Annotated in this window: 14 protein-coding genes and 1 pseudogene; 11 read left to right on the forward strand and 4 right to left on the reverse strand. The window is 44.3% G+C overall.

All coding sequences use genetic code 11. The features are described 5' to 3' along the window. The first annotated feature begins 16 nt into the window (after positions 1-16). The 3 genes and pseudogenes from P1P86_11845 (at position 17) to P1P86_11855 (ending at position 2,443) form a co-directional block, all read left to right on the forward strand. Positions 17-1,006, forward strand: coding sequence for a PorP/SprF family type IX secretion system membrane protein (locus P1P86_11845; GenBank protein ID MDF1575871.1), 990 nt, complete (start codon positions 17-19; stop codon positions 1,004-1,006). Between the two features lie 170 nt (positions 1,007-1,176). Further along, a pseudogene (locus P1P86_11850) lies at positions 1,177-1,392 on the forward strand (hypothetical protein). Between the two features lie 10 nt (positions 1,393-1,402). Beyond that, entirely contained in the window at positions 1,403-2,443 is a 1,041-nt protein-coding gene (locus P1P86_11855; protein ID MDF1575872.1) for a glycoside hydrolase family 43 protein, read from the forward strand. 147 nt (positions 2,444-2,590) lie between these two features. Here the strand turns inward: P1P86_11855 and P1P86_11860 are convergent, their stop codons facing one another. After that, positions 2,591-3,196, reverse strand: a complete 606-nt coding sequence (locus P1P86_11860; protein ID MDF1575873.1) for a hypothetical protein — start codon at positions 3,194-3,196, stop codon at positions 2,591-2,593. Positions 3,197-3,248: 52 nt separating this feature from the next. Here P1P86_11860 and P1P86_11865 point away from each other — a divergent pair, with 52 nt between their 5' ends. From P1P86_11865 to P1P86_11875, 3 genes are all read left to right on the forward strand, one after another. Beyond that, on the forward strand, positions 3,249-3,899 hold the full coding sequence (locus tag P1P86_11865; GenBank protein ID MDF1575874.1) for a histidine kinase: 651 nt from the start codon (positions 3,249-3,251) through the stop codon (positions 3,897-3,899). 10 nt (positions 3,900-3,909) lie between these two features. Beyond that, a complete protein-coding gene (locus tag P1P86_11870; protein ID MDF1575875.1) occupies positions 3,910-4,674 on the forward strand; it encodes a LytTR family DNA-binding domain-containing protein in 765 nt (254 codons plus the stop codon). Between the two features lie 148 nt (positions 4,675-4,822). Next, positions 4,823-5,605: an NmrA family NAD(P)-binding protein gene (locus P1P86_11875; GenBank protein MDF1575876.1), complete on the forward strand. Its 783-nt coding sequence runs from the start codon at positions 4,823-4,825 to the stop codon at positions 5,603-5,605. 114 nt (positions 5,606-5,719) lie between these two features. On the opposite strand, the gene P1P86_11880 is transcribed toward P1P86_11875, so the two are convergent. After that, complete coding sequence (locus tag P1P86_11880; GenBank protein MDF1575877.1) at positions 5,720-6,085, reverse strand: hypothetical protein; 366 nt, start codon at positions 6,083-6,085, stop codon at positions 5,720-5,722. A 135-nt stretch (positions 6,086-6,220) separates the two neighbouring features. On the opposite strand from P1P86_11880, the gene P1P86_11885 reads away from it, so the two are divergent. From P1P86_11885 to P1P86_11895, 3 genes are all read left to right on the forward strand, one after another. Continuing rightward, positions 6,221-7,477, forward strand: coding sequence for a HAMP domain-containing sensor histidine kinase (locus P1P86_11885; protein ID MDF1575878.1), 1,257 nt, complete (start codon positions 6,221-6,223; stop codon positions 7,475-7,477). Continuing rightward, positions 7,474-8,181, forward strand: a complete 708-nt coding sequence (locus P1P86_11890) for a response regulator transcription factor (GenBank protein MDF1575879.1) — start codon at positions 7,474-7,476, stop codon at positions 8,179-8,181. The genes P1P86_11885 and P1P86_11890 overlap by 4 nt, the downstream gene beginning before the upstream one ends. A 217-nt stretch (positions 8,182-8,398) precedes the next feature. Then, positions 8,399-9,646: a hypothetical protein gene (locus tag P1P86_11895; protein MDF1575880.1), complete on the forward strand. Its 1,248-nt coding sequence runs from the start codon at positions 8,399-8,401 to the stop codon at positions 9,644-9,646. An 89-nt stretch (positions 9,647-9,735) separates the two neighbouring features. Here P1P86_11895 and P1P86_11900 read toward each other — a convergent pair whose 3' ends face one another. After that, positions 9,736-10,488: a DUF4197 domain-containing protein gene (locus tag P1P86_11900; protein ID MDF1575881.1), complete on the reverse strand. Its 753-nt coding sequence runs from the start codon at positions 10,486-10,488 to the stop codon at positions 9,736-9,738. Between the two features lie 152 nt (positions 10,489-10,640). On the opposite strand from P1P86_11900, the gene P1P86_11905 reads away from it, so the two are divergent. Both P1P86_11905 and P1P86_11910 read left to right on the forward strand, forming a co-directional pair. Continuing rightward, complete coding sequence (locus P1P86_11905) at positions 10,641-11,498, forward strand: carboxypeptidase-like regulatory domain-containing protein (protein ID MDF1575882.1); 858 nt, start codon at positions 10,641-10,643, stop codon at positions 11,496-11,498. Between the two features lie 297 nt (positions 11,499-11,795). Beyond that, a complete protein-coding gene (locus P1P86_11910; protein ID MDF1575883.1) occupies positions 11,796-12,122 on the forward strand; it encodes a hypothetical protein in 327 nt (108 codons plus the stop codon). Between the two features lie 43 nt (positions 12,123-12,165). Here P1P86_11910 and P1P86_11915 read toward each other — a convergent pair whose 3' ends face one another. Further along, a complete protein-coding gene (locus P1P86_11915) occupies positions 12,166-12,474 on the reverse strand; it encodes a YegP family protein (protein ID MDF1575884.1) in 309 nt (102 codons plus the stop codon). Positions 12,475-12,683: the final 209 nt, after the last annotated feature.

The following is a 12,683-nucleotide window of genomic DNA, read 5'->3' on the forward strand; positions in this document are numbered from 1 at the left end:
TTTGAAACATATAAAGTTGATGGTGATACTGGCTTTTGTCTTTTCGGTCGGAAAGACACAGGATCCTCAGTTTTCCCAGTTTTATTCCTCTCCCCTGTACCTGGCCCCTTCATTTGCCGGAGCAACGGGTGGCGGAAGAGTTATTTTGAATTACCGGGATCAGTGGCCACAACTTGCCTCTACTTATCTCACCTATGCCTTTTCAGCAGATTATTATTACGGAAAATACAAGAGCGGCATCGGGTTGATGGTGCTGCGTGATCAGGCAGGAGAGGACGGCTTGATGAATACCACCAGTGCAGGCCTGGTATATTCCTACAATTTTGACGTTAGTCCGAAATGGAGCATTCGCCCTGGCTTGTCTGCCTATTATTATACCAGGTCAATTAATTTTAATGCCTTTCGATTCGGCGATCAGATTCTACGTGGAGACAACTATGGCAATGCAGGCTCCTCGGTGGAAATGACAACCCTTCAAAATCTGGAGCCCGTCTCCCATTTTGACTTTGCCACTTCAGTGATGGCCTATTCCGAAATCTACTGGGTTGGATTTACGCTGGATCACCTGATGTATTATAGTGAAATACTTTCTGAGCAGGGCGACTATATCCCACCGAGGTATTCGGTCTTCGGGGGGGCAAAACACATGATATATGGCAACACCCTGATGCGCAGGGAAGAGAGCATTACAGTTGCACTGAATTTTATGACCCAGAACAGGATAAAGTACATGGATTTAGGCTTGTACTACACCAAAGCACCCATCATTTTCGGTATCTGGTACAGGGGGCTCCCCATCTTTCCGGACAATCCTAACGTAGGCGCCCTTGCTCTTTCTGTCGGAGCCAAACACAAGGGCATACACATTGGATATAGTTATGATTTTACACTGAGCCGCTTGATTAATCAAACAGGTGGAGCTCATGAAATTTCATTGAGCTACATATTCAATGAACACAAAAAACGAAGAACCAGGCATAAAATGGTTCCATGCCCGGTCATGTAGATGGATCAAATTATCTGGTACAGCTTTTATGGATTTTTAAGCATCATAGTCTTCGCAGCACTTTCTGCATGAACTACTTCTCCTTCTATAAGCGCTTTTTTGGTCTCCCGGACTGGGTCCTGCTGAATGCCTTCAATGCCCGGATGGAAATTATCGATCCCTCTGGTGGAAGTACTTCCATGCGCGACCAGCTGCTCCCGGTGGAAGGCAGGATGTGCGGCATCGGCAAGATCGGGTACTATCCCGAAGTTGTACAGCACACCAACTGGGATTACGGACAATTCGGCAAAGGGTATTACAACGACATTTTTGCTCCGGGGTGGGTGGTATCCTCCCTGTGGGAATTGCTCTCAAAAGACAGGCTGCACCATTATTTTCAGGACTAATACGAATGAAATGAGGAAATTCAGATTCTCCAGAGTGATCCTGCTGATCAGCTTCATGTTTCAGCTGGCTGGACACGCAAACGCGCAATGCACCTATATGAACCCGCTTATGGAGGGGGCCGATCCGCATGCATCTTTCCACGAGGGGAAATATTACCTCCTGGTGACCCGGGGCGACCGGATCACAATCAAAAGCTCCCCGAAACTGGAGAAGATCGGACCCCTGAACGAGATCCGTGCCTGGGAATTCCGGAATACCCCTGTGGGAGGTCATATATGGGCCCCTGAACTGCACAGGATCGATGAGCAGTGGTACATATATTCCTGTGGCCAGAATACAGGACTGGACAACAACCAGGAAGCACGAGCCTATATCCAGGAGGATCAGGAAATGTTCGTGCTCAAAAGCACTACCGGAGATCCGTTCGGCCCCTATGAATTTGTATCCTGGCTGATGCCCGGAATGGGTGCCATCGATGAGACCATCTTTACGCACACCGATGGCAAACACTACATTATCTGGTCCCAGTTCAATATTCCGGGCCAGCCCCAGAGCCAGTGCCTCTATATTGCTGAACTCCTCTCCCCCACTTCCATCGGGGTAAAGCGAGTCCTGATCTCCTGCCCGGATCAGCCCTGGGAACTGAATGGATGGCCCGTGAACGAAGGGGCTGCCGTGCTTCAGAAGAACGGGAAGACCTTTATCGTGTATTCCGGAAGCGGTTACCTGACTCCCGAATATGCACTGGGATACCTGGTAAATACGGACGGAGACCTCCTGAATCCCGGCTCCTGGACCAAGGTCGGTCCCGTATTCCAGCAGGATCCGGAAGCGGGAGTCTATTCCACCGGTCACAACTCCTTCACCACCTCCCCGGACGGAACAGAGGACTGGATCGTTTTTCACGCCCGCCTGAGCCCTGACGGGAACACCCCCCGCTACACCTTTATCCAGAAATTCAAATGGGAGCATGACATTCCTGTATTTGGCACCCCGAAAGCTGCCGGAGAATTACTAAGCTGTCCCAGTGATACCGGATGGATCCTTTAATTACAAAAAGAAGTTTATGAAACAAAACGGATGAGGGAAGCTGCTCCTGGTTGTTCCTGTAATTTCATTTCTTTCATGGATAACAGCGCACAAAAAGACAGATAAGAGAATTCCGGAAATCTTCAAATAATTATAGGAATTCAGAAATTATGCTCTAACAGCCAAAATATATTTGACAAGCAATGAGACGGCTCCAAATATCAGGAACAGGTCCAGATAAATGGCCAGTTTCAGCGCCCCAAAAATCCCGTAAAAAAGTCCGAAGATTACCACAGTCAGGGTAATCGACTGGGAACCAAATACGTTATACAGAAGCAAAAAACCGATGATCACGGATAATGTCGGGCATGGAATCAGTCCGGCAGGAGATGCATAGAGATATTTTACGAAGGAATCTGTAGTTATGAAGTGCGGATATACCAGACCAAACACAATCATCAGTATGCCGGTGACCATGAAAACCAGTTGTGACATCTGTACGGGTTGAGTGCTTGCCTTCAGACCGAAAACGAATAGCAGGACCGTAAGAAGTGAATAAAGGATGCCATTAAACGGATTTCCAGAGAGAAACGCCAATGCCGCAACAGAAAGGAAGGGTACACAAATAAAAAGCCCAAATAACCTGTTTGTCGGCAGCCACCTGGCAATCAATAAGATAATCAGGGCATAAAAAAGAACATGCCAGATCAGGGCGATGGTCGAATAATCGTTTGCAATTCTATGAAGTCCATGAAGAATTTCTTCCGTTTTCATCGCTGCAGCAGAAAATAATTGTTGATTTGTCTTATTAGAGCGGATTAACAACATGCTTGAACAAAGCGTGACCGAACGTACGAAACAGCTGACCGAAACAAATACACTGCTATTAAAAGTGCAGAAGGAAAATCTGCAATCGCAGTTCGAAGTGCTTAAACAACAGGTAAACCCGCATTTTCTTTTCAACAGCCTGAATGTCCTGACCTCCCTGATCAAGATTGATCCCGATCTGGCGGAATCGTTTACCGAGCAACTGTCGAAAGTATATCGGTACGTGCTGGAAAACAAGGAGAAAGACCTGGTAGCGCTGAGTACCGAGCTGGAATTCCTGAACTCCTACCTCTTCCTCCTGGAAATCAGATTCATGAATAAATTGTTGATCCATATTGAAATTGACAAATCCTATAACGATTACCAGATACTGCCCATTGCCATCCAGCTCATTATCGAAAATGCGATCAAGCACAATGTCTTTTCTAAAACTCTGCCATTGAAAATGGATATTTTCGTGGATAAGGAGCAGCGATTAAACATTGTAAACAACCTAAATATACGCGAAACAAAACTGGTTTCAACCGGAGTCGGACTGGAGAATATAAAGCGAAGGTATGCGCTGGTATCCGAACAAAAACCGGAGTTTTTCAAAACCAAAGATCAGTTTATTGCCAGACTGCCTTTACTGAAATCGGAGAACGAATAATATTAAAGAGATGAAAGTTGTAATAATAGAAGACGAAAGCTTTGCGGCTTTAAGATTAAAAAAGATGATACTGGATTACAATCCGGAAATAAACATCGTGGCTGAACTCGAATCGGTCGCCGAATCGGTAAAGTGGTTCAAATCGAACCCCGAACCCGACCTGATTTTCCTGGATATTCACCTGGAGGATGATCTAAGCTTTGCCATCTTCGACCAGGTGAGCATCTCAAGCCCTGTTATCTTCACCACGGCTTTTGACGAGTATGCCATTAAGGCCTTTAAGCTAAAGAGCATCGATTACCTGCTTAAACCCATTGTTCATGAAGAGCTGGCATCGGCCCTGAAAAAGTACAATCAGTTCAGCGGACTGCATACCAGTTCTGTTGATTTGCAATCGCTTTACAATCTTCTTACCACGAAGGAAGCAAGCTATCGCGAACGTTTCTCCATGGCAGTCAGAAGTAAAATCAAGATGGTGGAGGTAAGCGATATAGCTTACTTTTTTGTACTGGATAAAGGGGTTTACATGCGGACTTTCCAGGGAAATACCTACAATGTCGATTTCAATCTGGATAAACTGGAGGAAATGCTCAACCCGTATTCGTTCTTCCGGATAAACCGCAAATACCTGATTAACATTGCTTCTATCGAAAATATGGTGGCCTACTCCCATTCACGTGTTAAGCTTGAGATCAGGCCCAGACCCGATAAAGAGGATGAGACCATCGTAAGTATTGACCGCTCTGCAGATTTCAAGAAGTGGTTAAACCAATAGTCCGAATCATTTCGGGCAAAAATCAGAAAAGAATGAATGCTGCAATAGGACTGCAAATGCGTATGAAACATATTTTGATCACCGGGGCAAGCGGAAATATCGAGTAGAGGTAATCAGATACCTGCAAAGAACTGTTCAGCCCAGGAACATCGTAGCCGGTGTCCGTCATATGGATAAAGCCCGGGAAAAACTCAAAGAATTCAAAGAATTAAAATATGTCCGATTTGATTTTGAGCAGCCAGATACATTTGAAACTGCGCTTGAGAACATCGACACGGTATTTCTGTTGCGGCCGCCGCACATCTCGGATATCGAAAAATATTTCAGGCCATTGATCTCGGTGTTGAAGGAGAAACAGATAAAGGAGGTTGTATTCCTTTCCGTTCAGGGAGCCGAACGAAGCAAGGTGATCCCCCACCACCGGATCGAGCAACTGATCAAAGCACACGATCTGGACTTTATCTTCCTCCGTCCGAGCTATTTCATGCAGAATCTGACCACCACCCTGCTCCAGGATATCCAGGAAAAAAGGAAAATCATCCTTCCATCGGGCAGGGGAAAATTTAATTGGATCGATATTGAAAATATTGCAGAAGTTGCTGCCATGATGCTTTCTGATTTTTCAACACATAAGAATCAGGCAATCGAACTGACAGGATATGAGAATAAAAACTTCTACCAGGTAGCTGAATTGTTTAATCAAGAAATAAATTTACCGGTCAGGTATGTTAGCGTAAATCCCCTGAGGTTCTTCCGGATCAGGAAAAAGGAAGGAATGGTCCGGGGGATGATCGTGGTAATGCTGTTGCTCCACTTCCTGCCAAGGGTTCAGAAAGAACCAAGCATATCACGCTCTTATGAGCAACTGACAGGAAAGGCACCTTCTAGCCTGCGCGACTTTATTCGCAGGGAGAAGGAGCTTTTCTGTTGAAATTTGCATCCGGTTTATGTCATGGGCAACAAAAGGAAAATACTTCCTTCGGCCGCACACATACCTGTTTTTCTATAAGTCCGGATCCGTCTTGCAGGAAAGTAAAAAGCCTGATTAAATTTCTGCGGGTTTTACATGCTTGCAGGGAGTTGTGCCTCCGCATGCAGGTCCTACTGTGCTTGCTTCCTCCTTGTGAGCTGCGCAGGCAGCCGGATCGCAATTTCCATCCTTATGAGCCATGCAGGTTGCAGGATCACATGCTCCGTCTTTGTGATCAGGGCAGGACGCGGGATCACAGGTTGTTGGTTTTTCACCTGTTGAGTGATTGCAGGTCGCCGGGCATGGTGCAGTAACTTCTGTTTTTGTGGTTTCAGATTTGGCTTTCTTCGGGTCTTTCTTTGATTCTGCAGCATTTACAAACAGAATAACCACAAAGGTCATGATCAATATGCTTCCGATGCTGATTAACAGTTTTTTCATGTTCATTGGTTTTAGTTTAATACCATTCGAAAATATAACAAATACGACTGGCTCCGGGTTAAGCCGGGGTTAATTCATGTTATGCTGATGTTAAATTGTTCTCATCTATCTAAATACTGTGTATTTTTGATCGTTATGAAAAGAAAAAAAATCCAGTTAATTCTGCTTATTCTTACAATAACCAGCCTGATTCTGCTGGTTGGGATCCAGATCAGCTGGGTATTGAAATCGGCCAGGATGCAGGAAGCCCAGTTCAATCATACGGTCACCCTGGCAATGAACCGAATCGTGGAGAATCTTTCGCAAAACCAGGACATATGCTCCGAAATGAATAATTGCCTTCGATCAGGCAAATCACACTCCTGTTTCCTTCTTATGAAAAACAGAATGGAATGGGTGTATCTGGACACGCTGATTAATAATGATCTGAAGTATTACAACATCAACCTCGATTATGAATTTGATATCGTTGAAAAGGGAGCAGAGGTCTCTTTGATTTCAGACGGGGACACTTATATAAATGATAATCTTGAGAAAGTACTGGAACAGGCCGGGTATGAACTAAGACTCAGGTTCCCGGAGAAAAGTGAATTCATCAAGGCTCAGATCGGATATATTTTTATTAGTTCAATTGCCTTGCTTTTGCTTGTAAACGGCTCTTTTATACTAATTTATAAATTTTACAAACGTGAAAGGAAACTCACCGAAAATATCATTGATTTCATAAATAACATGACCCATGAGTTTAAAACGCCTCTGACAAACATCGCATTGGCCAACGGGATGCTTTCAAAGAACGAGATTGTTGAGAAGGATCAAAAGCTGGCTTCCTATTCCAAAGTCATAAAAAACGAACACCAGCGGCTTAAAGAGAAGGTTCAGGTACTCTTACAAGCCGCTTTATCAGAAAACGGAAATCCATTCCGCACAGAACAGTTTGATGCTGCATTTGAAATAAAAAATGTCGTTGATACATTTACGGTGCGGATAAATGAAAGAAAAGGTTCGTTTTCTGTCAATTCTTCAGGTAATAATTTTACTTTATCGGGAAATATCGAAATGTTTCAGGTTGCCATAGGCAATCTGATAGATAATGCAATAAAGTATAATAGTAATTCTCCAAGGATAATCATCGACCTGAAATCCGACAGTGAACGTATTTCAATCTCCATTAGCGATAATGGAAAGGGTATCCGTAAAGAAAACCTTCCGCGTATTTTCGAAAAATTCTACAGAATCCCAACCGGGGATATCCACGAAAATGAAGGATTCGGTCTCGGTCTATACTTTGTTAAAAATACGGTTGCACAAATGCATGGGAACATCAGGGTGACAAGCAACATGGATAAGGGTACCACATTTACTTTAGTATTTCCTGTTTCAAAAGGATGAAACCAGAAGAAAAAAAAATAAAGATACTTTTGGTTGAAGATGATCTGAATCTCGGATTTCTCCTTGTCGATTTTCTTGAATCCAGTGGATATGATGTAAACCTGTACAGGGATGGAGAAGCTGGACTAAAAGGATTTCATTTAAGCCATTTTGACTTTTGCATTCTCGACATCATGCTGCCCCGCATGGATGGATTTACTTTGCTTGAAAGAATCAAAGAATCTGACAAGAAAGTACCTGTCATGCTTTTATCAGCCAGATCACTAAAAGATGACAAAATAAAGGGATTCCGACTTGGCATCGATGATTACCTGACTAAACCTTTTGACGAAGAAGAGCTCTTATATCGCATCAAAGCCATCCTGAACAGAACAAATCTCATTCCGGAAACAAAGAAAGAACTTAAAACAACCATGGTAGGCCAGTATGAGTTTGACCAGGCAAATCAGGTTCTAAGGTTTAGGGACAAATGTCAAAGACTCACTCTGAAGGAAAGCAATATCCTGGGAATGCTTTCCGGTTCCATCAATAATATTGTAAAAAGAGAAGAAATCATGCTGAACGTATGGGGTGACTCTGATTATTATACAGGCAGAAGTCTTGATGTATTTATTTCAAAATTAAGAGCTTATCTTAAAGAAGATTCTTCGGCCAAAATTACCACAATCCCAACCGTTGGTTATATACTTGATATAACTGAATAAGAGGACATGCAGAAGCTCTCCAAAACCGGGAATATGAAAATAATCTTTGATATAAACGGGCCTGTTTCGACGCCCGGCTAAATCAGCAGGTATTGGAATACCCACTGTAATTCCCTGGATCACCCGCATATTGCCAGAAGATCATCTTTTAGGGCTGGTTGAAATTACTTGGCACAGCATTTGCTTATGAATTACCAGAACCAATAAACTGAACACCATGAAAACAATACACGCCATATATACATTCATAGTCCTCGCAGCAGCCACCATGTTCGTGAGTGCCCAGGACTATCCCGATGAATATCTTGGTCTGCCGGGAGACAACCTGAACCTCTATGCCGTTATGAACCTTTTCCAGGAAGCGGAGACTCTTGAAAAATTTGAGCAGGCGCTGAATAGTGAAGAACAAATGATCAATAACCTGGACCTGAATGGGGACAACCTCATTGATTATATAACGGTTTCTGATTACGTCGACGGGAATGTTCACAACATCGTTCTGCGTGCCGCCCTGAACCGCAGTGAGCAGCAGGACATAGCCGTTTTCATAGTGGAGAATATGTCGAATGGAGGCGTGCAGATTCAATTGATCGGGGATGAAGCGCTCTACGGTCCGAATTACATTGTGGAGCCCATCTATGCAGAAACCCCCAATCCGGGATACACTGGGAAGGCCTACAGGAGCAATGTAAATGTGGTCCATACGACCTATTATGATATTGCAGCATGGCCGTTGATCAGATATATCTACCATCCCGGATACGTGGGATGGCGGTCATCCTGGTACTGGGGTTACTATCCCTCTTACTGGCGCCCCTGGAGAGCCCACTACTGGCACTATTACTACGGGTACCACTATCACTGGCACAACCATTACTATACCCACTATCGTCACTGGGATCATTACCGGAGCAGGCACTACACTACTTACTATCGAAGCAAAGTGCGCGTGTACAGTCCGACCGTGGTCGTAAACATCAATAATAACCGGTACAGGACCACCTATTCACGTCCGGATCAGAGACGTGCCGGAGAAAACTATTACGCACAAAGATCCAGCAGCAGACCATCTGTAACAAGTACCAGACGAAATACAAATACTGCGGTCCAGCGGAGCCAGTCCAGCAGAAGCAGCACGGTCCAGCGGAGCCAGTCCAGCAGAAGCAGCACGGTCCAGCGCAGCCAGCCTGCCAACAACAGGAGCTCGGTCCAGCGCAGCAGCAGTAATAAAGCTACTCCTGCTGTGCAGAGGAGCACCAGCAGCAGCAGAAGCGGCACGGTCCAGCGCAATCAGCCTAGTAAGAGCAAGAGTTCTGTCCAGCGCAGCCAGCCCAGCAGAAGCAAGAGTTCGGTCCAGCGCAACCAGCCCAGCAGAAGCAAGAGTTCGGTCCAGCGCAGCAGCAGTAGCAGCAGCCGGAAGAGTGCAGAAAGCCGCAGTAGCAGCAATTCATCACGAAGAAGATAAACTTACTGCATATTATCTGCCGCAACGAAAGCGTTTAGTATTCCTGCTAAACGCTTTTGTTGTTTGCTTTTTCCTCTGACTTCAAAGGATCAATCCAGACTGCCGAAGACTTTTTCAAGGAGAGGAGTGACGCGCGCAGAGACATTGGTCCTGATTTTCTTTTCTTCATCCTGCACTTTCAGGAACATACCGTCAAGGGCCCTGTTGGTAAGATAATCATCCAGGTCGGTATTCACCGCTTCGAAGCCGCCCATTTTCCCGACTACCGAAGAGGCGAAGCTGTTCCATCTTCCGGTAAGGGCTTCCCAGGATTCTTTGGTAGAAATTCCACCCAGGATATCCTTCTCGGTCGATTGCCTGATTTTTGGCTTATATAATTGGTAAAGATCCGCGCGGGTCGTATTGCTGAGGTACTGAGTGGCCGCATTGTCGGGCCCTTTCAGAATGGTAAACGCATCCCTGATGGTCATCTGGGTAATGCTGTTCACGAATATAGGAGCTACTTCTTTGGCCGCATCCTCAGCCGCCCGGTTGATCCTCAGGATCACATCCTCCACCAGTTTATCTCCTCCCGGAATCCTGCCAAGGTTGTCGATAATGACGGAGGCTTCTTCCGGTAAGAGAATCTTCACGAGTTCGTCCCCGTAGTAACCATCCACAGCAGAAAGGATGGACGAAGAGTTTTTCGATCCTATTATCAGGGCCTCTTTTAAGCCTTTTGCCACGTCTGCTTCCGTTAAGGGAACATCCGCAGGGAGAGATTGCATGAGTGTGTTTAGTTCTGCACATCCTGAAAGTAAGATCACAGACAGTACCGGAATCAATAATCGTTTCTTAATCAAGACTATTTTTTTTAAAGTAGATAGCTAAAGATATGTGAAATTCTCCAAATATTGCCGGAATTATATGCCACCGGTTTTCGGTGCTCCATGCAATTGAATACTCTAACCGATCAGCTTTTCATATATTTGAGCAAAAGCTACTTTACATAAGCATGAGAAATACCCTGGTTATACTCTGGACCTTTTTTCTATGCTTACACCTGAGCGGTCAGCAGGTCGAAGGAAGGATTCTGGATTCGCGCAGTAACATTCCTCTTGAGTATGCCAACATTGGGATCATCGGGACCCGCTTAGGGACCATTACGGATCAGCAGGGCGTTTTTCATCTGGAAGCGCCGGGACAGGATCCCGAATCAACGGTACGTATATCCATGATCGGATACAAAACACAAACCTTCACCCTGGCCGAACTCCGGGACAGTGAAAATCTGATCAGGCTCGAAGTGGATCCCATTCCTCTGGCTGAAGTCAGCATCTCGCCCCTGGGAGAACCTTATAAGATAGGGACTACTCAATACAATCGTATAGGAAACTTTTGTGGGTGGGGAGGCTCACGCTTTGGGAAAGGCCATGAGATTGGCACAAAAATGGATCTGGGCGATCAGCCTGTTCATATCCGGAAACTCCATGTTCATGTTCACCGCCAGGCCTATGATACCATCTGGTTCCGGTTTCATATCCGAAGTCTGAAAGATGACAAGCCCTTTGAAGAACTGTTGACCAGCAATGTAATTTTAGCCATTGAAGAGGAAAAAGGCTGGGTAGAACTGTATCTGGATGAATACAGGATCGTGCAGCAGGGTGAAGTTGCCATCAGCCTTGAATGGCTGAAAATAAGTGGAATTAACGAAGATCGGGCCATGAAAATCAATGACAAGATCACTTCAGAATACCTCCTGTTTAATACCAAAAAGAAGCAGGGAATCATCTATACAAAATGGGGAGTTGAAGGGAAATGGAACACCGGAAACGAAAAATGCCCGGCTATGCATCTGACAGTACAGCGCTAGTATTCTGCAAAAGGATTCGTTTATACGAAGCGGTTCGGTGAAGGCGGGTATCTCTTCCACCACTTTACGCCGGAATTATTTTGAAACATGTGAATCATGTAATTTTTTCTTAAAATAATGTAAGCCATTTCATTATAAAAAGCCGCAACTTTATCTTGCAGATAAAGTCCGAAGCACTCTATACATTTTCTGGAACGAAAAAACTCTGTAGTGATATTATTTCATCTGATAAATAAGGTAACATAAAAAATGGTTGAAAAGGCCCATATTCAGAAAGCGCTGCATGGTGCCTGGTCCATGGAGGAAAGTCCCCACTGGAAACCAAACAACCCCACACTCGGTCAGAGCAGTTTAATCTCACAGCTGATATACGATATTTTTGGAGGAGAAATCCTAAAGACACGCAGGAACAAAAGCTGGCATTTTTATAACCGGATCGATGGTGAGATTATCGATTTTACGAAATCTGAAATGGATAATTTTTTCAATAATAAAAACTTCGAAGACCTCCCATCTTCACCTGATGAAACCCATGCATATTTTGCACAGGAGGATTATTTGATTTTTTTAAGGAGATTCATCAGGGCATTTGAATACGACCTCCACCAAAAGAATTACTCATAGCCTATTCTTAGAGGATTTTGAAGCACTAAAAAAACCTCATTGATTATACATTCACACTCAAATCAACAATTTCTGCTTTAGGTGCATTTTTTCTTACCGATGCAATTCCATTATCTCTCCCCTGCGTTGAAGTGTACATTTGACTTGTGCCAATAACTTGAGTATTTCCAGCGGTCAGATTAAAATAAAAACTTCCGCCCTGGGCTATTTCCGAGCTGTACATTTTTTTCAGAGAACAATTAGCCTTCAAGGACTCTATTCCGTTTTGGCAAGCCGATTTTGATGTATCGCCCTGGCTTGTCATGATGATCAGTCCATTGGGAGCTTTCAGATTAAAACATGTAGTTTTCATCTACTCTTTTAGAAATTTCAAATTTTCCCATGATTTTCGAATTTTTATATGTATTAATTCTGGTACAAAGGTGAGCAAAGCTGTAAGAGAAAGAATTACACATTTCTGAAAAGAACTTATATAATTCACAGATTCAGAACTCCTGATCTGGTAACGTAAATATAGGCTTTTCCGGGGGTCTTTTCGCAAAGAGAAAATGCGGTATCTTT

Source organism: Bacteroidales bacterium, assembly GCA_029210725.1.
In the GTDB taxonomy this organism is placed as follows: domain Bacteria; phylum Bacteroidota; class Bacteroidia; order Bacteroidales.

Bases quoted from the DNA above. Each gene is read 5' to 3' on its own strand.
- P1P86_11915 (MDF1575884.1), bottom strand. From the start codon at position 12,474: ATGAAAACTACATGTTTTAATCTGAAAGCTCCCAATGGACTGATCATC.
- P1P86_11860 (MDF1575873.1), bottom strand. From the start codon at position 3,196: ATGAAAACGGAAGAAATTCTTCATGGACTTCATAGAATTGCAAACGAT.
- P1P86_11870 (MDF1575875.1), top strand. From the start codon at position 3,910: ATGAAAGTTGTAATAATAGAAGACGAAAGCTTTGCGGCTTTAAGATTA.
- P1P86_11895 (MDF1575880.1), top strand. From the start codon at position 8,399: ATGAAAACAATACACGCCATATATACATTCATAGTCCTCGCAGCAGCC.
- P1P86_11905 (MDF1575882.1), top strand. From the start codon at position 10,641: ATGAGAAATACCCTGGTTATACTCTGGACCTTTTTTCTATGCTTACAC.
- P1P86_11885 (MDF1575878.1), top strand. From the start codon at position 6,221: ATGAAAAGAAAAAAAATCCAGTTAATTCTGCTTATTCTTACAATAACC.
- P1P86_11910 (MDF1575883.1), top strand. From the start codon at position 11,796: ATGGAGGAAAGTCCCCACTGGAAACCAAACAACCCCACACTCGGTCAG.
- P1P86_11865 (MDF1575874.1), top strand. From the start codon at position 3,249: ATGCTTGAACAAAGCGTGACCGAACGTACGAAACAGCTGACCGAAACA.
- P1P86_11880 (MDF1575877.1), bottom strand. From the start codon at position 6,085: ATGAAAAAACTGTTAATCAGCATCGGAAGCATATTGATCATGACCTTT.
- P1P86_11890 (MDF1575879.1), top strand. From the start codon at position 7,474: ATGAAACCAGAAGAAAAAAAAATAAAGATACTTTTGGTTGAAGATGAT.
- P1P86_11855 (MDF1575872.1), top strand. From the start codon at position 1,403: ATGAGGAAATTCAGATTCTCCAGAGTGATCCTGCTGATCAGCTTCATG.